Below are 18,208 nucleotides of genomic sequence, written 5' to 3'. Positions count from 1 at the left end.
AGTGGCTCTCTGTGGTGAGTCGACGCCGGAGTGTTCCTGCGCCCCGGCCAGGACCAGGGCGCCACGACACGAGACCGAGCACAAGCTCCCGCACCTGACCGGCCTCGGACTCGACTGGACGGCTCAGGTCACGGGAAGCGCGAACCGCCACGTCGACGACCCGCTCAGCCCGCGAACCGGGCCATCCACACCTCGACTTCGTCCGCGGCGCGCGGCAGGCCGGCCGACAGGTTCTCGTGCCCGCCGTCGGTGACGAGCAGGTCGTCCTCGATCCGGACGCCGATGCCGCGCCATTCCTCGGGCACGGTCAGATCGTCCGCCTGGAAGTACAGGCCTGGCTCGACGGTGAGCACCATGCCCGGCTCCAACACGCCGTCGACATACTCCTCGTTGCGGGCCTTCGCGCAGTCATGGACGTCCAGACCGAGCATGTGGCCGGTTCCGGCCATGGTGAAGCGGCGCTGCAGGCCGAGTTCGTACGCGCGGTCGACGGGGCCGTCGATGAAGCCCCACTCGACCAACCGCGCCGCCAGGTAGCGTTGCGACGCCTCGTGGAAGTCGCGGTACCGGGCACCCGGCTTGACCGCCGCCATGCCGGCCTCCTGGGCCTCGTACACCGCGTCGTAGATCTCGCGCTGCAGTGGCGTGAAGGTTCCGTTGATCGGAAGCGTGCGGGTGATGTCGGCAGTGTAGAGGGAGTGCGTCTCCACACCCGCGTCGAGCAGGAGCAGATCGCCCGGGCGCACCGGACCGTCGTTGTCCGTCCAGTGCATGATCGTGGCATGCTCGCCCGCGGCACAGATCGAGCCGTAGCCGACGGCGTTGCCCTCGAGACGTGCCCGGCGGAAGAAGGTTCCCTCGATCCACCGCTCGGACGACGCCATCGCCCGGGAAAGCTCCCCGATGACGTCGGTGAATCCGCGCACGGTGGAGTCCACAGCCTTGCGGATCTCGGCCGTCTCCCACTCGTCCTTCACGAGGCGGAGATCGCTGAGCGCCTCCTCCAGCGCGGCGTCACGCTCTTCATCAGTGGTGACAGCGGCCTCAAGGGACGGGTCGTGACCACGGACGATCCGCGTCGGTGCGCCGGAGGCAGCGGCCAGGTCACGGGCGGCCGTGCGAACGTCTCGGCAGGGCAGTCCGAGCACGCGCTCCGACTCGGTGAGGGAACGGCGCCGGCCCATCCACAGCTCTGCCGTCGCGCCTGTCCAGAAGTCGTCGTTGTCCCTGCTGTCCCGTGGCAGCTGGTAGCAGTACGCGTCGTGGCCACCGTCCGCGCGGGGTTCGAGCACGAGAGCGCCGTCACGGGCCTGGTCCCCGGTCATGTGCACATAGCCCGTGTACGGCCGGAACGGGTAACTGTCATCGTTCGAGCGGGTCTTGAGGTTCCCCGAGGGGATCACCAGGCGTTCGCCGGGAAAGCGCTCGGAGAGCGCGGCGCGCCGGCGGGCCGCGTACGGAGCCTGCTCGCTGGGCTGCAGACCGTGCCGCTCGGTGTCCGCCCACCCCGTCCGCATCAGGGCGGACAGCTCCTCGGAGATCCCCTGGTAGAGACCGTTCTTTCGACGTTTCGCCACTTCATACACCTTCTTCTGGGTGGGTTCCTCAGGGGCGGGGGGAAGAGAGGCGCGTCCGCACAGGCCGAACTCCGTCCCGGTGCAGCCCCAGGCCCGCTCGCTGCCACCGATCGTCGGCGACTCCCGGACGGTACCCCGCACCGCGCCCAACGGGTGCCGAAGACTGCCAGTGGCACAGATCGGCCACCGGACATCCGAACCGCCTGCCCGGACCCAACGGGAGCCGTCGATAATGTGGCACATGGCGAATGCAAAACTCAGCGAGGCTCTTCGGCTTCTGGGGATCGATCACGAGGCAGGACGGGTCTATATGGCTCTGCTGGAGCTGGCGCCCGCTCCGCTGAGCGCGATCGGGGCCGCGGCCGCTTTGGACGGCGCGGAACTCGCCGCGGCGTACGGCGAACTGGTCGACGCAGGCCTGGCCAGTGCCGCCGTGGAGGGCGGGGATGTGGTGGCCCCGGTTCCGCCCGCCGCAGGGCTGGAGATCCTCGGCCGGCACCGGGCGGCCGAGCTCGACGAGTCGCGCATCACCGTCGGGGGCGCGTTCGAGTCGTTCCGGCGGCAGCGGCTCGCCGCGTACAACGACGATCTCGTCGAAGTCGTCACCGGGGAAGCCATCGGTCCCAGGATGCGCCAAGCCTGGGCCAGTGCCCGCGAACAGATCCGGCAGTTCGACTCACCGCCGTACTTCCCCCTCGCCGGCGCCACCGACGATGCGCTGGCCACCCTCGCCCGCGGTGTGACGCAGCGTGTCGTGTACTCGCGGGAGTCGTTGGAGCATCCGGGCCAGCTGGAGGCAGTCATCGAACCGTGCATCGAGGCCGGTGAGCAGGCCAGGGTACTGCCGTCGGTGCCGGTCAAGCTCGTGATCATCGACGAGGCGTACGCGCTCGTGTCGTTGTCGATCAAGGAGGCCGATGTGCACAACACCATGCTGGTCGTGCAGCCGTGCGGGCTGCTCTCCGCGCTCGTGGCACTGTTCGAGCAGGCATGGCAGAACGCACTGCCCTTCCACGGCCGCACCGCCCGGCCGGGCGGCCTGCTGCCCGCCGACCGCCGCCTGCTGTGGCTCCTGGCCGGCGGTGCGAGCGACGAGGTCATCGCCCGGGAGATCGGAATCAGCCGCCGCACGCTGTTCCGCCGGGTGCAGATCCTGATGGCCCGGCTGGGTGCGACGAGCCGGTTCCAGATGGCTCTGCAGGCGCAACGTTGCGGATGGCTGTGACTGGAGCGTGCCCGTCCGCCCCGGCAGGGACGACGCGTCGCCCCTGACCGGTCACGCTGCTCGTCGGTAGTGATTCGGCGTCGTGCCAAAGCGCGCCGCGGCGTCCGAGTGCATTGCTCGGGACCCTGGCCGGCGGAGCCATCACGGTGCACGTTGCGCGCCGGCAGCCCCCAACGTGGGTCATCGCCCGGCAGCGATGACCCGGTCGGTTCCGTCGTCCCGCCATCCGTCCGGTCAACCAGCGAGCAGCGCCTCCAGTTCCGCCTGCGTGGCCAGCGTGTCGGGGTGCTCCTCGCCGAGAACCCGGGCACAGTCGTCCCTGACCCCGCGCAACTGGTCCACGGCTGTGGCCACGTCCCCGGTCATCGCGATGACCCGGGCAATCCCGAACCGGGTCCTGATCACCCTATTGAGCACCGCCAGGAACCACCGATGACGGCGAACGTCATGTGGAAGGAGGTGATCCCGGCAACCGTGCCGGTGACCGCCTGGCCCCGGGTCGACGCCTTGAGAAACGCCCAGCGGCGGTCACTCGCCGTCGGCTCGGTACGCCAGCGGGCCAGGGCGGCGAGCCGGGGGCCGAAGGGAGGGCACCCGATACCCCTCGGCCCCCGCGCCCCTCCGTGTCATACCGCGGAACCGATGGGCTCTTCGCACCTTTCAGCTTCAAGGAAGGAGGCGTCCCGAAAGGCTCTCAGCGCCTGCTTACGACTGACTCCCAGCCTCCCCAGGGTCTCTTCCTTCACCAGCCCCGCAGCCCGGAGCTCGACACACCGTCGCGCCAACTTCAGCCGCTCCGGATGGACTTCGGGCGCCTCATAGAAGAGTCCGTCCTTCAGCAGTTCGTCAACGGTGTCTGCGGACCGGCCCATGGCTCTCGCGATCTGCGCCCTTGCCATCCCGGACCTCTTGAGACGGACGGCCTCGGCCGCGTTACGGCGGCGCTCGGTCTGAAGGTCCTCCTGCCGCCGAGATGTGATTCCCGCGGCGCTACGAGCACGAGACAGGGCATTTTCGGCCTGCTTGTGGGTCAAGCCCACCTCGGCGGCGATGTCCGAAACACGCAAGCCCTCGCGTTGCAACCGCAGAACCCGTTCGTCCTGCTCCTGACACAGGAGACGCGACTGCTCGCGCTCCCGCTCCCGCCTCCTCTTGATCTCACCCTTGAACTCGCGGAGCAGGGCCGATTTGACGGAACGGGCAAACCGGACGCGCTCCCGCTCCTCCCGCATCTGCTCGCGGACGAAGTAGCCGCACCAGAACGGCATCCGATCGGTCAGGTCTCCGTCGCTCTTCGCCCCCCACCTGAACATGGGATGCTTCGGACGCCTCTGCCACATCGCCTTCAGGACGGACTCGTCGGGGCTGTAGCCCCCGTCCTTGCGCAGCAGCAGCCGCTGCTCCTCGGTCAGGTCGGCCATGGCCGCTTCCCAGGCGACGCGCAGTTCCGCCGCCTCCGCCAGGTCCAACAGGGTTTCCCAGTCCCACTTGGGCACGGTGAGGCCGAAGCGGCCCCCCTCGTCATACCCGTCCCAACGGTTGATCTCGGCGCCGATGTACACCGCGAAACCGGCGGAATTCCACGCCCTCACGACGTCGTGCCACATTTTCGCCGAGGTTGCGGGCAGGTAAGCGGCTCGCTGCCCTTCCACATCAAGAGCGACCGCCCGAGCGTCCCACGGGTTGTGGGGCTCGGGCACGAGCTCGGCCTCGACCTTCTGGCCCGCACGGAATCTGCTCAACGATTCCTGAAGGTAGTACGCCCCTGAGGCATAGAACTCCCCGGACGCCTGACAGTAGTCGTCGAGCAGTATTCGGCCGACTGGCCTGACGTACTCTCCAGGACGACGGGTGTGGCTTCCCACGGCACCCCATTCTTCACTTGCATGTGTCGCACGTGCCCCTCGAAGCCGACTCCCGTCGGACTCCGAGGAATTCCCTGCCAGGCGGGGCGAAACCCGTCGGACGCCTCCGACCTGCAGGTATTCCAGTGATCCTACGCCCGGCTGTCGCGCACACAGGCTCGCCATCGCAAGCCGATCCCCCGCGGGGGTCCACGCCGGCCCCACCCGCCCGCCTCCCCGCGCTGCACGCCCTCCGCACCCGGCAGGACCCGACCCTCGGAAGGCGAAGCCGTGCCAGCCTCCGCTCCCGCGCGACGTGACCGGACTCAGTCGTTCAGGTCCTCCGCGATCGCGTCGACCACCGGCCGCCACACCTCACACATGTCCTCGAAAGCCTGCACCCCCGCCCGTTCCTTGCCGGAGAAGCGGCGCTCCGCGCGGGCTGCGAGCAGGTGGATCACGGGGCCTTCGCCGTGCCCCCTGTGAGTGAGGTGGAAGCAGCGTCCCGGGGCCGACGGGACGGCGACAGCTCACACACTGGACCACGCACCGAGCGGCGCCCCGCGCGCGACGAACGGCCGCCGCAGGCCGGCTAGGACTTGTCCGGCCGATCACGGGGCACACTGACCGACATGCCCTTATCTCTGCACCACATCGTTGTCGATGCCCACGACCTGTCCGCCCTGGCCCGGTTCTGGGCTGAGGTGTTGCGCTGGCGGATCCTGTCCGAGCGGGAGCGGGAGGTGGTGATCGGGCCGGACGAGACGGCGCCGGTGGGTATCTGCTTCATGCCGGTGACGGATCGTAAGGTTGTCAAGAACCGCCTCCATCTTGATCTGACGTCCGCCGCAGGGGATCGGGAGGCCGAGATCGAGCGCATTCTTGCACTCGGCGCCCGCAGGGCGGACGTCGGGCAGAGCGGCAACGAGTCGTGGACCGTGCTCGCCGATCCGGAGGGGAACGAGTTCTGTGTGGTCCGCCCGAAGGAGACCCTCATCGGGTAGGGCTTGTTCGTGCGGTCATGTTCGGAGCCAGATGACGACTGCGACTGCTGTCGCGGTGCCGAGAAAGACGTGATCGCCGCTGCGCCGCTGATCTGGCTCCGTTCGTGGGTGAGCAGGCGCAGGCTGCGTGGCAACGGCTGGCGCGGCGGTTGGACAAGGAGCCTGCCGATCGGCGAGTGGCCATCCTTCACCGACCAGGAGAGGAAATGCTGCTCGACGGCTATCTCCAGACCCGCTGTGTGGAACTGACGGTTCACCTCGATGACTTGGCATTGAGTGTGGGCGCTCGCTGCCCGGCGCCCGAAGCCGCACTCGCTGTCGCGGTTGACGTGCTTGTCGCGGCTGCCCGCGAAAGGCACGGTGATCAGGCCGTATTGCATGCGCTGGCCAGACGCGAACGTGATGTAGACCAGGCATTGCTTGTGCTGTAGGCGGTCTGGCCTTCGTTGGACACCCGCCCGTGCAGCACTGCCGTTGAGGAGAACGGGGCTGTCCGGGTGGTACCTCAGCACCCGCGAGATCCCGCCCGTTGCGCATTTCCTGAACAGGTGATCGGAGAGACAGAGCCTAGTTGTCCCGCGTCAGCATCGGCAGCAGCAGAGCCGCCGACCAGCTGAAGTTGGGCGAGTTGAGTGGGGCTCCCGTCATCGGGTCGTAGTTCTCCATGATCGACCCGTTGCCGGTGAGGCCCGACGCTCGGGTGAGGAGTTGCTCCGTCAGGGCATTCGCGTCCTTGTCATAGCCGTAGCGGCGCAGCCCGCCGAGGGCGAAGTAGGCCTGGTCGAACCAGACGGGGCCGCGCCAGTACGCGGTCGGCGAGAAGTAGAGGGAGCTCTTCGACACGGTCGGGAACGGGACGGTCGTCGCGAACTCCGCCGGGTCCGTCAGCTTGTCGCGCACGGCGCGGGCCTGCGTCCTGGACGCAGTGCCGGTCCACAGCGGGACCGCACCCTCGATGCCGCGGCCGCGGGCCGTGAGCGGCGCGCCGGTGCCGAGCGCGGTGTCGTGGAACCAGCCGTCGGAAAACGCCGGCCGCCGACATCCCGCTCGCCATCGAACACCTCCGCTACTTCGCGGGCGCCCCGCGCGCCCAGGAGGGCTCGCTCAGCGAGATCGACGACGACACGATCGCGTAGAGGGCGAGACGGCCCCGGCGGGCTCGCACGGCGCCCTCCACCGCGCTACGTGAGTGCCACCTGCGACGCAGCCCGCAAGGGTCGCGAACCACATCCAACCCGGAGAGGATGGGAGATACGTCGCACTCCGGCTCCCGGCAGCGCAAGCCCACCGGGGCCGATCACACGAAAGAGGAGGCCGGATGAGCCGTCTCAGACTCCTCACCTGGAGCGCCACCCTGTGCGTGGCCGCATCACTGAGCATGGCGGCGCCACAGTTCGCATCGGGCGCCGAGTCCACGGACGGAGGGTGTTCCCACACGCCGTCCACGGCTCGCCCCGTCCTCAGCTTCGGCCAGAGCGGCAGCGCGGTCATGCAGGCGCAGTGCCTGAGCAACCGGTGGGGAGGTGTCCCGCCCAAACTCACCGTCGACGGCGTCTTCGACCTCCGCCTGCGCGACAAGATCCGCTGGATCCAGGGCTGCCACGGCCTGCCCGCAAGCGGCGTCGTCGACCCGAGCACCTGGAGAGTGCTCTACCACCCGGCCCTCGACTGCTACGACCCGTACCCGGGCTGAGCCACGAAGCGCGTGCCTCGTACGCGGCCCGTCACTTTCGCTCTCACTGTCCGTGTCATTCGTGACCGTCTTCCCTGCCGCCGGGCACCGGGCCGTCGTGAGGGCCGCGCTCACCACGGAGCCAGGGGCCGAGCCTGGGGTGTGACATCGGGTTCGTGGCACCCGAGACCTCCCAGTCCTCGGCCCGGCCGATGATGTGCCCGTCGACAGACCGAGGCTCCAGCGGGGTCAGCCGTTCCAGCAGCAACAGGGCCGCCATGGACAGGGAGTCGGCCAGTTCTGCCGAGCGCTCCGGGTTCTCGTACGGGTCGGTGAGCAGCGACTCGGGGAACCGGGGCCCGACGTACTCCTCGCGTCGGACCCGGGCCGAGCGCGGCGTGTCGATCGAGATGCGGGTGACCACGGCCGACAGGAACGCCTTGGCCGAGGCGGGCCGGGTCGGGGATGCTGCGTAGCGCAGCCAGGTGTCCTGGACGGCGTCCTCCGCCTCGGTCACACTGCCGAGGATTCGGTACGCGATCGCGAACAGCAGCGGCCGCAGGTCCTCGAACTCCTCGGTCCGGGTCACGACAGCTCCTCCTTGAAGCCCTGTCGCCACGAGGGGTAGCGCAGCTCCCAGCCGAGCTCCCGCTTGGCCTTGGCGTTGGAGAAGGCGCGCCCCTCGGTCGTCATCACCACGGCCACCTCCCCGGCCAGCAGCCGGGCCAGCCACACCGGGACCCGCATCGGCGGCTTCGCCCCCGCACACGCGGCCACATACGGCAGCCACTCGGCGGCCGGGGCCGGCTCGTCGTCGACGATGTTGAACACGCCCCTCGCCTTCTGCTCCACGGCCAGGACGGTCGCACTCGCCGCGTCGTCGAGATGCACCCACGAGCTGTAGCCGGTGGCGCGCCCCACCAGCGGGAACTGCCGCTTCCGGATCAACCCGACCTGGTCGTCGGTGGCGCCCGGCCCGTAGAGCCCGCCGTAGCGCAGGACCGCGCCGCCGGCTCCCGCTCAAAGCCTTCTCTGAGACCCGAGACGAGACAGCCCCGCCGTCTGTGACATGGGCGGCGAAGAAAGGCGGAGGAGCATCGCGGTGGGAGCGAACAGCGCCCGCCGACACGACGGAGCAACGGCTCGCCGGCCCGACCGGCGCGCGGGTTGCACGGCACCTGGTGCACCCGCGCCCCAAGGCGTAGGTCACTCGGGCGGCCGCGTCAGGACCGGAGCCGGATCGTGCCGGTGGTGGCACGACCACCAGGAGCCACACGCGCCCTGCGCGCCACGGGTGTTGCGCCGCCGCAGCCATAGGGAGCTCACCCGTCTGACCGGGCCTCGGACCGGCGTACCCGGGGTCCGACGGAGCCGCCCACCGCCCGCAAGCGTGGCGCGGAGCGCGGATGGGCGGGCGAGACGAACCGCATGCGGAGCTGAATCCCGTGCCCGCCCGCGACGCGGGAGCTGGTGACGCTCCGCCTCGGCCCGGATCGACGGCTACGCCGTTCGGGCCGTCCAGGGCCGGAGCTTCTCGGGGTTCCGGACTGCCCAGATGCGCGTGATCCGGGCGCCATCGACGTCGAACGCGAACACCGCGACGGTGACTTCCGCCTGCTGAGCGATCAGACCGGGCTGAGCATTGACCGTGCGCTCCTGGATCGTCAGGTCGGGTACCTTGCCGGCGAGATCGACCAGGTAGCGCGCGATGTGCTCGTCGCCTTCGACGGGGCGCGGCGCGGCGCTGACGAGGCCGCCACCATCGCCGACCGCCGTGGCGTCGGAGGCGAGCAGGCCGACGAGGGCGTCGATGTCCTTGGCTTCCCAGGCCCGTTTGAAGTGCCTGACGAGGGCGGCACGTTGAGCTGCGGGAGCAGCGGGGGTCTGCGACGTGTGGAGGCGTCGGCGGGCCGAGGAGGCCAGCTGGCGGCATGCCGCGGGAGTGCGGCCGACGATCTCGGCCACTTCGGCGAAGGAGTAGCGGAATACGTCGTGCAGGATGAAGGCGACGCGCTCAGCCGGGGTCATCGAGTCGAGGACGACGAGGAAGGCCATGTGGACCGACTCGTCGAGGGTGACCCGGTCGGCCGGGTCGGCAGTGGTGTCGCCCGGCCTCACATCGATCCACTCCGGACGTCCGGGCAGCGGTTCGGGGATCCATTCGCCCACGTAGCGCTCGCGCCGTGCCCGTGCCGAGCGGAGCAGGTCGAGACAGATACGACTGGCTACCTTCGTCAGCCAGGCGCCGGGATGGTTGACGGCCTCCTGCTCCTGCCGGGACATCGCGTACCAGCGCGCGTACGTCTCCTGTACGACGTCCTCTGCATCGGCCAGCGAGCCGAGGAGCCGGTACGCCACGCCGATCAGCTGACGCCGCTCACTCATGATCGCGCTCAGACCCGGATCGGGCCGGCCGAGTCCCGGCTCGGACGAGGTGTTCATGGAGTTACCGACTTTCCTTGATCGCATCTTGCTCACACCAGTACGACGAGCCACCCCCTGGGAATGTGAGGCGGCACGTCGACCTGACATTCCGGGCGGTCGTCTCGTCGGACTGCTGAGACGAACGCCAGCCATCGAACAGGAAGATCGGTCGACACCATGACCGACATTCAGGCCATCGCGGATCGCGTCGAGATCGAGGCGCTACGCGGCGAGTTCACCGACGCGGGGATGATGCACGACCACGACCGGTTCGCGTCGCTGTTCACCCACGACGGCGCGTGGCGGATGCCCCACATTCCCGCTGAGTTCGTCGGCCGGGGCGAGATCCGCGCCGCGATCGAGCGACTGCAGGACCACTGGGAGTACTTCGTGCAGACCGTGCACCCGGGCACGATCCGGATCGAGGGCGACACCGCGGTCGGCCGTGCCTACGTCGCGGAGTTCGGGCGCATGCGCGACGGCTCTTCGCACCTGAACCACTCCCTCTACCACGACCGCTACCGGCGTACCCAGAGCGGCTGGAAGTTCACCGAGCGCGTCTACGAGGTCAGGTACCTCGACACCACCCCGCTGGCCGGCTCGGAGCCCCGCACAGTGCCCGGGTCTGTCCGCGAACCGTGACCGTCTCGGAACTGAAAGATCAACCACCCTTTTCCCACCAGGAGCGACCTGGCATGTCCATCATGACCACACTCAGCGAGCTGACCGGCGACTACGTCCTCGACCCCTCCGGTACGCGAATCGGCTTCGTCGCCCGGCACACGATGGGCACCAGAGTGCGCGGGCAGTTCGAGCAGTACGAGGGCAGTGCGCACATCGACGGCGAAGACCCGTCGAAGTCCAGCACCCGGCTCACGATCCAGGCGAAGAGCATCCAGACCCGCAACCAGCAGCGTGACGACCAGCTGCGTGACACCTTCCTGGACGTGGACCACCACCCCACCCTCGTCTTCACCTCGACCACGGTGCAACAGCTCGCCGACACCGTTTTCAGGGTCACCGGTGACCTGACCCTCCGCGGTGTGACCAAGCCGGTCACCGTCGACCTCGAACTGACCGGCGCCGAGAACGGCCCACGGGGCGGCTACCGGGTCGGCTTCAAGGGCGGCATCACGATCAACCGCGACAACTGGGGCGTGAACTGGAACGCGGCGACCAGGGTTCTGGTCAGCCAGAAGGTGGTACTGGAGCTCGACATCGCCGTGGTTATGCAGACCTGACGGCCCCGCTGAAACGGCTGCTCAGCCAACAGGACGTGTGGTCCTGGAAGCCGTCCTCCTGATTCGACGCGGACGCGCAGACCGCCCGGGCGTAGGCTTCGCTCAGCATGGATGCGGCGGGGGGCGGAGCACATGACGGCTGAGTCGACACAGAGGTGGGGATCGACCCTCGATTCGGTCGTGGTGTACGCGCAGGGCGCGGTCTGCCGACGCCTGGCCCGGGGCAGCGTGTCGCCTGACGGCCGGGTGCGGGTGACGGGACTGCCCCGCTCGCTGGACCCGGGTTCGCTACGGGCCCGTGTCCTGGGTGCCCCCGGGGTGCGCGTCACCGAGGTCCGGTTGGAAGTCGAGGCCGAGCTGCTCGGCACGGGCACGCCCGACGAGTTGCGGCACGAGGTCGAGCGGTTGAGCGACGAGTGCGCGGCGGCGCAGGGACGCCGGGACCGACAGCTGAGCCTGATCGAGGAGGTCAGGGCTCTCCACCCGGTCCCACCCGCCCGCAGGCGCGAGGACCCGCACCGCCGCGCCCCGGTCGACGCGTGGCTGGAGCTCGCCGACTTCGTCGACGAGCGGCTGACGGGACTGCACAACCGCCTCGTCGAGCTGGAGGAGGCACTGCACAACGTCGAGCACGAGCTCACCGTCGCCGCCGACAGGCTCGCCCGCGCCTCCACCGACGCGCCGTCAACGCAGGTGGAGACCACGGTCTGCGCGGTCCTGACCCTCGAGGGCACCGGTGAGCCGGAGGTGGAGCTGGAGCTGGAGCTGGAATACGGGGTGCCGGGCGCCGTCTGGGTGCCGACCTACCGTCTCACTCACCGTCAGGGCGACGGCAGCGGCCGTCTGGTGCTGCGCGCCTCGGTCGCCCAGCGGACCGGCGAGGACTGGACCGGCGTGCGCATCGCCTTGGCCACCGCCGATCTTCGGCGCCGCACCGACCTGCCGAGGCTCAGCTCGATCCGGATCGGACGCAGTCAGCCCGCCCCCGCGCCTTCTGGCTGGCGCGAGCCCCCGGCCGGGCTCGTCGACCTGTTCTCCGGGTACGACGCGGCAGGCCCTGGCCCAGCCACGACCGCCGCATCCGCGGCTGTCGGGGCCGGCTCCGCACCCGGTCCCGTTCCGCCATCACCGCCTCCCCCGCCGCCGGCACCGCAGAGGTACGGCGGTTCGCCGGCCGCAGTCCCGGTGCCCGGCGGCGCAGACGGCGCTCCCCCGGAAGTCTTCGGCGACGGGATGCCCGCCCTCGCGCAGCCGGCCGGGTCGCGACCGGGCGACAGGCCGCGTACCGGCGGCAGGTCCTTCGCGGGTGCCCCCGCCGCCATGGCGCCCGCGGCTCCGGGCCGGGCTGCGCCGCCACCCCCTCCCGCGCCGGTAGCCGGTCCGCCGCAACCGAGCGGCGCCGAGCTCGACTATGCCGCCCTTGTGCTGTGCGGCCCCGACGAGCAGGGGGGTCGCAGAGGCCGGCTGTTTCCCGACTCTCCCTTCGACCCGGTGGCGGCCGAGTACCGCCGCCGCGCCGAAGCGGTGGCCGCGCTGCCGTTGCCCGGACAGGCCGTGCGGCCCCGCGAGTCGGCGGGTTCCTTCGACCACCGCTTCGATGCCACCGCCCGCGCCGACATTCCGTCGGACGGCACCTGGCACACCGTCACCATCGGCGAGATCCCGGTCGGCCTGCGGACCGAGTACCTCTGCGTGCCGTCCGTGGAGCAGACCGTGTACGCGACGTTGGTGCTCTCCAACGCCACCGACCAGGCACTGCTGGCCGGCCCGGTGGAGGTCACCGTCGACGACGACTTCCTCCTGACCGCCGCACTGCCCACGCTTGCCCCCGGCGGTGTCCGCCGGGTGGGGCTCGGGCCGGCCGAGGGCATCCGGGTCACCCACCGTACGAACCTGCACGAGTCGACCTCCGGCCTGCGCAACAACACCACCGTGCTCGACCACCGCGTCCACGTGGAGCTGGCCAACCGGCTCGCGAGGCCCGTGACCGTGGAAGTCCGCGAGCGGGTGCCGGTCAGCTCCGACCCGGACGTCCGGATCGAGGAACGGGCCGACTGGACGGCACCCGAGGAAGGCACGGGGCCCGATCGACATGCTCCGGGCACCCGCGTCTGGCGACTGGACCTGCCCGCAGGCGCCACTGCCGCCCTCGACGGCGGCTACGAGATCCGCATCCCGACCGGCAAGGCCCTGGTCGGCGGCAACCGCAGGAGCTGACACACGCCATGTCCACGGCCCCGAAGCCGATCGCCCTCCCCGTCACCGCCGTCACGTGCCTTGAGGATCGCGCCCACATCGAACGCGCCGTCGTGCTCGACCTGGAGGCCGGGGTCCAGCGGCTGCGTCTCGGGCCGGTCAGTGCGCTGGCCGTCGACCGGACCCTCCATGCCGAGCTGACCGCCGATCACCCCGCGACCGTGCTCGACGTGCGGATCGTCCGCAGCTGGACGCCGCGCGGGCCGCTGCCGTCCACCGACGACGACTCCGCCCTGCGCCACCGCGTACACACCCTCGAAGAGGAGCGGCTGGCCCTGGGGCAGCGACGCGACCGGCTGCATGCCCGCCTTGACCTGCTCGGCCGCCTCGCCGCCGATCTGCTGCGGGAGATCGGCGAAGGCGCCGGCTCCGGGGAGACCGAACGGCCTCGCTGGGCCCGCGAACTGGACCGGGTGGACGACGAGCGCGACGCGCACGGCGAGCAACTCCGCGCCGTGGAGGCCCGGCTGGCCGCCCTCGCTGTCGAACTCGGGGAAGCCCAGCGGGCCATGCATCTCTCCGAGGAGGAGCCCGCCGAGCTGGTCGGCCACATCGAGTTGACCGTGGAGACCACGGTCGCCGGGCCGGTCGGGCTGCGCCTGAGCCACCTCACCCCCTGTGCGCTGTGGCGGCCCGCCTACCGGGCCGTGCTCGACGGGGACTCCCTGACACTGGAGACCGACGCGATGGTCTGGCAGCGCACCGGTGAGGACTGGTCGGACGTACGGCTGACATTGTCGACGGCCCGCTCGGCGCTGGCCACCGATCCGCCACGGCTGGGCGAGGACCGGCTGACACTCAAGGACCGCTCCGCAGCGGAGCGCCGCACGGTCGACGTCGAACTGCGCGAGGAGGAGATCGGGGCCCTCGGCCCGGCTCCGGTGCTCGGCCTGCCGGGAGTGGACGACGGTGGCGAGGCGCGGGTGTTGAGACCCCCCGCGCCGGTCTCGGTGCCCGGTGACGGCCGCGCCCACCGAGTGCTGCTCTCCGCATTCACCACGGCCGCGGCCAGTGAGTACGCCTGCTCACCGGAGTTGTCCCCCCTGGTCACCCAGGTGGTGCGGTTCGACAACCTGTCCGGCCACGCGCTGCTCGCCGGGCCCGTGGACCTGGTCCGCGGCAGCGCATTCAGCGGCCGCGGCACGCTGGGCTTCACTGCCCCCGGCGCCCCCGTCGAGCTGGCCTTCGGCAGCTGCGACGACTACAGGGTGGTCCGGCATGCCGAAGAGTCCCGCGACTCCGCCGGTATCACCCAGCGGACCGTGGTCACCCGCACGGTCCGGCTGCACCTGTCCCGGTTCTCCGCCCCCGGGGAGCACGGCGAGCGGGTGGTCGTCCTTCGGGAGCGGATCCCGGTCTCGGAGGTCTCGGCAGTGGAGATACGCCTGCACAAGGATTCATGCTCCCCGGCGCCCGACGTGGTCGACGCCGAGGGCATCGCCCGCTGGGACGTCACCCTCCCGCCCGGCAGCCGCCGCACGGTGACCCTGGTCTACGAGCTGTCGGCGAGCGCCAAAGTCACCGGGCTCTGAGTTCGGTGGTCCGCTGCACGCCTGCAGGTGCAGGCGTGATCTCGGCTCCCCCCTCAGAGCCTGTCGGGGGCCGTCTCGCACACCCGAAGGTGCTGCGCACCCCGGGGTCCGTGGCCTGCACGTGGCCGCCTCCGGACGGGCACCAGAGGGGCCTGGTCACAACGGGCACGGCGAGTCCGTCTTCGCCTTCGACGACAAGATCTGCCACAGCTGTCGACCGAGGTGGGTCGAACAGCCTTCCACCGGCCTGTCCGGCCTGACCTGGTTCCACCCTCGGCTACGGAGCCCGGCTGCTCAGCGGCCTGCTGTCCCGGCCCGCGACTTGGCGGTGCTGGACGGCCCGGTCGCCGCCACCATGCTCACGATGGGCCGGTTGCCGCCGGCCGGAGCCCGACCGCCCCGCGTTCCGTACCGCTTTGCCGCTCGTCGAACTCCATCGCCTCCCGGGGCGCGCATCATGAAAGGAGGGGAGACCATCGACGAGGAGTGGCGATGAGGTTGTCGTTCCTTGATCCCCTCTACGCGGAGCCGGGCCCGTTCGCCTCTGTGTACCTGGACACCTCCCGAGACGTCGAGCATCCCGAGCGGGCGATCGCGCTGCGCTGGCGGCGGCTGCGCGAGAGTCTCTCCCGTCAGGGCTCGGACCGGGCACTGCTGCACGTGCTGGAGGAAGTGGTCGGCGCCGACACCGAGGTGCCGGGGGCGCACGGTCAGGCCATCTTCGCCGCCCACGGCACGCTCGTCCTGGACGGGGAGCTACCCAGGCCGCCCGAGCACGACTCCGCGCGCTACAGCACCCTGCCGGACGCGATGCCCCTGGTCACCCAGCATGTTCCGGAGATCCCCTACATGGCCGTAGTCGTCCACTACGGCGGCCTTCCGACCGCCGAGACCCACGGCTGGGTAACTCTGGAGGCGGAGACCGGCACCTGGCCGGCATCCACCGTCACCCCGGGTGAGCGGCTGCACCGCAGAGTCGCGGTGGCGACCTGGCACCGCACCTGCCTACGGCTCGGCCACCGGCTGGACGAACGTGCGCGGCGCGCCCACGCCGACGCCGTCGTCGTGGGCGGGGACGAGTGGGCGTGCAACGTACTGATCCGCCGCCTGCCACACACCCTGCGGGACAAGGTCGTACGCGTGGGCGGCCGGACCCCCACCGACACCGGACGCGCCCTGTTGGAGCCGCAGCTCGATGGCGTCTTCCGCGGCCGCATGGCCGCGCACGACCGGAAACTCGTGGACATCTTCATTGGCCGGCGTGCCCTGGACGGACCCATGACGGAGGGGCTGGCCGCCACCGTCGCCGCCCTCCAGCGCGGCCAGGTCGCGGCACTGCTGCTGAACCGGCCGCCAGGGTCTTCGCTGCGGCTCTGGACGGGCTCCCAGCCCACCCATCTCGCCCTGACCGAGGCGGAGCTGATGTCCTTCGGCGTGCGGGCCCCGCGCGAGGAACGCGCCGACGAGGCCCTCGTCCGGGCCCTCGTCGGCACCGGTGCCGAGCTGGTCGTCGTACCGGAGAGCGAGCTGAGGCTGTACGAGGGCGTGGGCGCCCTGCTGCGGTACACCGACCCGGGGACCCCGTCCTGACGCCGGCGCCCTGCGCCTCCCGGATCACGGGTCGCCCCTTGCGCGCGACCGCCCCGGACCGCGCCGCGCGCGGGACGTGCCGACACCGGGCCGGAGCGGCAGCGCGGCGGATGAGCAGCGGATGGGACACATGGACAGGAGCAGGAGCGGCGCGGAGGAGACGGACGTCTCGATCACCCCGCCCAAGACCTGGGCGGTAGGCGTGCCGGCGGCGGCCAACCCGCTACGGCACTCCCTGGAACGGACGACGGTCCGCCGTGCGGTGCTGACGCTGCTCAACCTCAACCAGACCAAGGGCTTCGACTGCCCGGGCTGCGCCTGACCGGAACCGGACCCCGCTCACCGGCACCGCAACGAGTAAGTACGAGCGGCGGGCCCGCGGCCTGGTGCAGCGCAGGACGGTCACAGGGGCCCGGTTCGTCCGGCTGTACGGCGCCCATGGCTACGACCAGCGGTGACGCGCTCAGCGCTGATAGGTCCCGACCAGGGTGCCGGAGGCCAGCTCCCTGCCCTTCAGTGCACGGTGCACGTCCTCGGCGCCCGGGTGGTCGTGCAGCGGCAGCGGCTCGGACAGGGCGTACAGGCGGAAGAAGTAGCGGTGCGGCCCGTGCCCCGGTGGAGGCATCGGCCCTCCCCAGCCCACGCGGCCGAAGCCGTTGGGCCACGGCAGGCCCCCGTGGGGCTTCTGGCCCTCCGCCGCCCCGGTGGTCCCCGGATCGATGCCGGTCACCAGCCAGTGCAGGAAGGTCGTCCCCGGCGCGTCCGGGTCCTCGCACAGGAGCACCAGCTCCGTGGCCTCGTGGGGCACCCCCGACCAGGTCAGGGGCGGTGAGATGTTCTCACCCTCCCCGCTGTACCGACGGGGGATCACCGTTTTGTCGTCGAACGCGGTGCTGCTGAGTTCAATTCCGCTCATGCCCGCCGCCATACCCGCAACGGCGGCACCGGCACCGGTCCCCACCCCAAAACCCCCGTTCGGCCGAGCCCACCCGGCCCGCCTCCGGAAGCGGGGGTGAAGATGGCAGTGTGCCGACAAGGATTCTGCTCGCGGGCCGCCCTGGCGCGGGCAAGACGACCGCCCTCCGTCGGCTCGCCGCGCTGCTGCCCACCCACGCGGCCACCGGCTTCACCACGGAGGAGATCCGGCAATCCGGCGCCCGCGTCGGTTTCGCCCTGGAGACCCTGACAGGCCGGCGGGAGGTGCTCGCCCATGTCGACCTGCCCGGTCCGCCACGGGTAGGGAAATACGGCGTCGACCTGGGCGTCCTGGAACGACTGGCGCTGCCGTCGCTTCGGTCGGCAGCAACGGAGGAGGCAACAGGGCGGCTGGTGCTCATCGACGAGCTGGGGCGGATGGAACTTGCGTGCACGGCGTTCCGGCACGCGGTCGACGCGCTGTTCGTCGCAGAGGTCGACGTCGTCGCCACGGTCCACACGCACCGCGATCCGTTCACCGACGCCCTCAAGCGGCGCGCCGACATCGAGGTCGTCCAGCTCACTCCGGCAAACCGGGACGTCCTGCCGGGTGAGCTCGCGGCCCGGCTGCAGCAGCCCCGGCCGCACGGAAGGCCTCCCTCTCACGGATGAGAGACCGGCCCACCTCCGACCTGCCGAAAGCAGAGTCGGGGCGACAGAATAGGAAGTCGCCCGGTCGGTGCAACCGGCGGCGCCCACCACCAAAAACTGTCCAATCCGCAACGGCTTCCTGAATGCGCCAATCGGTCTCCGTGGGCTCAACCGCCATCAAGCCACCCTCTGGCTCCAGGCGTTCACTCGCAGGTCCCGGGCTGAAGCCTGGGCACAGCAACCAGGTGGAAAATTCACATGTGGCACTTCGGCCGAG

Annotated in this window: 19 protein-coding genes and 1 pseudogene; 11 read left to right on the top strand and 9 right to left on the bottom strand. The window is 70.6% G+C overall.

Features of this window, described 5'->3' with window-relative positions; all coding sequences use genetic code 11:
- Positions 1-164: 164 nt before the first annotated feature.
- A complete protein-coding gene (locus tag OG972_RS35610) occupies positions 165-1,577 on the bottom strand; it encodes an aminopeptidase P family protein (protein ID WP_266988625.1) in 1,413 nt (470 codons plus the stop codon).
- Positions 1,578-1,818: 241 nt separating this feature from the next.
- On the opposite strand from OG972_RS35610, the gene OG972_RS35605 reads away from it, so the two are divergent.
- On the top strand, positions 1,819-2,802 hold the full coding sequence (locus OG972_RS35605; protein ID WP_266988623.1) for a LuxR family transcriptional regulator: 984 nt from the start codon (positions 1,819-1,821) through the stop codon (positions 2,800-2,802).
- A gap of 234 nt (positions 2,803-3,036) precedes the next feature.
- Here the strand turns inward: OG972_RS35605 and OG972_RS35600 are convergent, their stop codons facing one another.
- The 3 genes from OG972_RS35600 to OG972_RS35585 form a co-directional block, all read right to left on the bottom strand.
- The gene (locus tag OG972_RS35600) at positions 3,037-3,207 is read right to left on the bottom strand and encodes a hypothetical protein (protein ID WP_266988621.1); all 171 of its coding nucleotides are present in this window, start codon (positions 3,205-3,207) and stop codon (positions 3,037-3,039) included.
- Between the two features lie 221 nt (positions 3,208-3,428).
- Complete coding sequence (locus OG972_RS35590) at positions 3,429-4,544, bottom strand: hypothetical protein (RefSeq protein ID WP_266988619.1); 1,116 nt, start codon at positions 4,542-4,544, stop codon at positions 3,429-3,431.
- Between the two features lie 428 nt (positions 4,545-4,972).
- On the bottom strand, positions 4,973-5,107 hold the full coding sequence (locus OG972_RS35585; protein ID WP_266988617.1) for a hypothetical protein: 135 nt from the start codon (positions 5,105-5,107) through the stop codon (positions 4,973-4,975).
- Between the two features lie 171 nt (positions 5,108-5,278).
- On the opposite strand from OG972_RS35585, the gene OG972_RS35580 reads away from it, so the two are divergent.
- Both OG972_RS35580 and OG972_RS35575 read left to right on the top strand, forming a co-directional pair.
- Entirely contained in the window at positions 5,279-5,650 is a 372-nt protein-coding gene (locus OG972_RS35580; protein WP_266988615.1) for a VOC family protein, read from the top strand.
- A gap of 206 nt (positions 5,651-5,856) precedes the next feature.
- Positions 5,857-6,081, top strand: a complete 225-nt coding sequence (locus OG972_RS35575; protein ID WP_323135914.1) for a hypothetical protein — start codon at positions 5,857-5,859, stop codon at positions 6,079-6,081.
- A gap of 136 nt (positions 6,082-6,217) precedes the next feature.
- Here OG972_RS35575 and OG972_RS35570 read toward each other — a convergent pair whose 3' ends face one another.
- Complete coding sequence (locus OG972_RS35570) at positions 6,218-6,589, bottom strand: trehalase family glycosidase (protein WP_266990914.1); 372 nt, start codon at positions 6,587-6,589, stop codon at positions 6,218-6,220.
- Between the two features lie 379 nt (positions 6,590-6,968).
- Between OG972_RS35570 and OG972_RS35565 the strand changes: the two genes are divergently transcribed.
- Positions 6,969-7,343, top strand: coding sequence for a peptidoglycan-binding protein (locus tag OG972_RS35565; RefSeq protein ID WP_266988613.1), 375 nt, complete (start codon positions 6,969-6,971; stop codon positions 7,341-7,343).
- Between the two features lie 217 nt (positions 7,344-7,560).
- On the opposite strand, the pseudogene OG972_RS35560 reads toward OG972_RS35565, so the two are convergent.
- From OG972_RS35560 to sigJ, 3 genes and pseudogenes are all read right to left on the bottom strand, one after another.
- Positions 7,561-7,911 (bottom strand): annotated as a pseudogene (locus tag OG972_RS35560) (sigma factor); the annotation flags it as partial.
- On the bottom strand, positions 7,908-8,270 hold the full coding sequence (locus OG972_RS35555) for an NAD(P)-dependent oxidoreductase (RefSeq protein WP_266988611.1): 363 nt from the start codon (positions 8,268-8,270) through the stop codon (positions 7,908-7,910). The gene OG972_RS35555 and the pseudogene OG972_RS35560, both read right to left, overlap by 4 nt.
- A 552-nt stretch (positions 8,271-8,822) precedes the next feature.
- Complete coding sequence (sigJ, locus tag OG972_RS35550; protein ID WP_266988609.1) at positions 8,823-9,764, bottom strand: RNA polymerase sigma factor SigJ; 942 nt, start codon at positions 9,762-9,764, stop codon at positions 8,823-8,825.
- Between the two features lie 159 nt (positions 9,765-9,923).
- Here sigJ and OG972_RS35545 point away from each other — a divergent pair, with 159 nt between their 5' ends.
- The 6 genes from OG972_RS35545 (at position 9,924) to OG972_RS35520 (ending at position 16,687) form a co-directional block, all read left to right on the top strand.
- Entirely contained in the window at positions 9,924-10,388 is a 465-nt protein-coding gene (locus tag OG972_RS35545) for a nuclear transport factor 2 family protein (RefSeq protein ID WP_266988607.1), read from the top strand.
- Between the two features lie 53 nt (positions 10,389-10,441).
- Positions 10,442-10,987: a YceI family protein gene (locus tag OG972_RS35540; RefSeq protein ID WP_266988605.1), complete on the top strand. Its 546-nt coding sequence runs from the start codon at positions 10,442-10,444 to the stop codon at positions 10,985-10,987.
- 132 nt (positions 10,988-11,119) lie between these two features.
- Positions 11,120-13,204 carry a DUF4139 domain-containing protein gene (locus OG972_RS35535; protein ID WP_266988603.1) on the top strand — a complete coding sequence of 695 codons (2,085 nt, stop codon included), beginning with the start codon at positions 11,120-11,122 and terminating at the stop codon, positions 13,202-13,204.
- Positions 13,205-13,212: 8 nt separating this feature from the next.
- Positions 13,213-14,775, top strand: coding sequence for a DUF4139 domain-containing protein (locus OG972_RS35530; protein WP_266988601.1), 1,563 nt, complete (start codon positions 13,213-13,215; stop codon positions 14,773-14,775).
- 492 nt (positions 14,776-15,267) lie between these two features.
- A complete protein-coding gene (locus OG972_RS35525) occupies positions 15,268-16,365 on the top strand; it encodes a hypothetical protein (RefSeq protein WP_266988599.1) in 1,098 nt (365 codons plus the stop codon).
- 130 nt (positions 16,366-16,495) lie between these two features.
- A complete protein-coding gene (locus OG972_RS35520) occupies positions 16,496-16,687 on the top strand; it encodes a hypothetical protein (RefSeq protein WP_266988597.1) in 192 nt (63 codons plus the stop codon).
- A gap of 141 nt (positions 16,688-16,828) precedes the next feature.
- Here the strand turns inward: OG972_RS35520 and OG972_RS35515 are convergent, their stop codons facing one another.
- A complete protein-coding gene (locus OG972_RS35515; protein ID WP_266988595.1) occupies positions 16,829-17,281 on the bottom strand; it encodes a YbhB/YbcL family Raf kinase inhibitor-like protein in 453 nt (150 codons plus the stop codon).
- Between the two features lie 110 nt (positions 17,282-17,391).
- Here OG972_RS35515 and OG972_RS35510 point away from each other — a divergent pair, with 110 nt between their 5' ends.
- Positions 17,392-17,952, top strand: coding sequence for a nucleoside-triphosphatase (locus OG972_RS35510; protein WP_266988593.1), 561 nt, complete (start codon positions 17,392-17,394; stop codon positions 17,950-17,952).
- Positions 17,953-18,208 lie beyond the last annotated feature (256 nt).

This window comes from Streptomyces sp. NBC_01669, assembly GCF_026339735.1.
In the GTDB taxonomy this organism is placed as follows: domain Bacteria; phylum Actinomycetota; class Actinomycetes; order Streptomycetales; family Streptomycetaceae; genus Streptomyces; species Streptomyces yanii.
Note: the sequence above shows the minus strand (reverse complement) of the source record. Positions and strands in the feature narration are given on the sequence as shown.

Coding starts and splice junctions, on each gene's coding strand:
- sigJ (WP_266988609.1), bottom strand. CDS start 9,764: ATGAACACCTCGTCCGAGCCGGGACTCGGCCGGCCCGATCCGGGTCTG.
- OG972_RS35515 (WP_266988595.1), bottom strand. CDS start 17,281: ATGAGCGGAATTGAACTCAGCAGCACCGCGTTCGACGACAAAACGGTG.
- OG972_RS35540 (WP_266988605.1), top strand. CDS start 10,442: ATGTCCATCATGACCACACTCAGCGAGCTGACCGGCGACTACGTCCTC.
- OG972_RS35530 (WP_266988601.1), top strand. CDS start 13,213: ATGTCCACGGCCCCGAAGCCGATCGCCCTCCCCGTCACCGCCGTCACG.
- OG972_RS35525 (WP_266988599.1), top strand. CDS start 15,268: ATGAGGTTGTCGTTCCTTGATCCCCTCTACGCGGAGCCGGGCCCGTTC.
- OG972_RS35565 (WP_266988613.1), top strand. CDS start 6,969: ATGAGCCGTCTCAGACTCCTCACCTGGAGCGCCACCCTGTGCGTGGCC.
- OG972_RS35545 (WP_266988607.1), top strand. CDS start 9,924: ATGACCGACATTCAGGCCATCGCGGATCGCGTCGAGATCGAGGCGCTA.
- OG972_RS35520 (WP_266988597.1), top strand. CDS start 16,496: ATGGACAGGAGCAGGAGCGGCGCGGAGGAGACGGACGTCTCGATCACC.
- OG972_RS35535 (WP_266988603.1), top strand. CDS start 11,120: ATGACGGCTGAGTCGACACAGAGGTGGGGATCGACCCTCGATTCGGTC.
- OG972_RS35580 (WP_266988615.1), top strand. CDS start 5,279: ATGCCCTTATCTCTGCACCACATCGTTGTCGATGCCCACGACCTGTCC.
- OG972_RS35575 (WP_323135914.1), top strand. CDS start 5,857: ATGCTGCTCGACGGCTATCTCCAGACCCGCTGTGTGGAACTGACGGTT.
- OG972_RS35605 (WP_266988623.1), top strand. CDS start 1,819: ATGGCGAATGCAAAACTCAGCGAGGCTCTTCGGCTTCTGGGGATCGAT.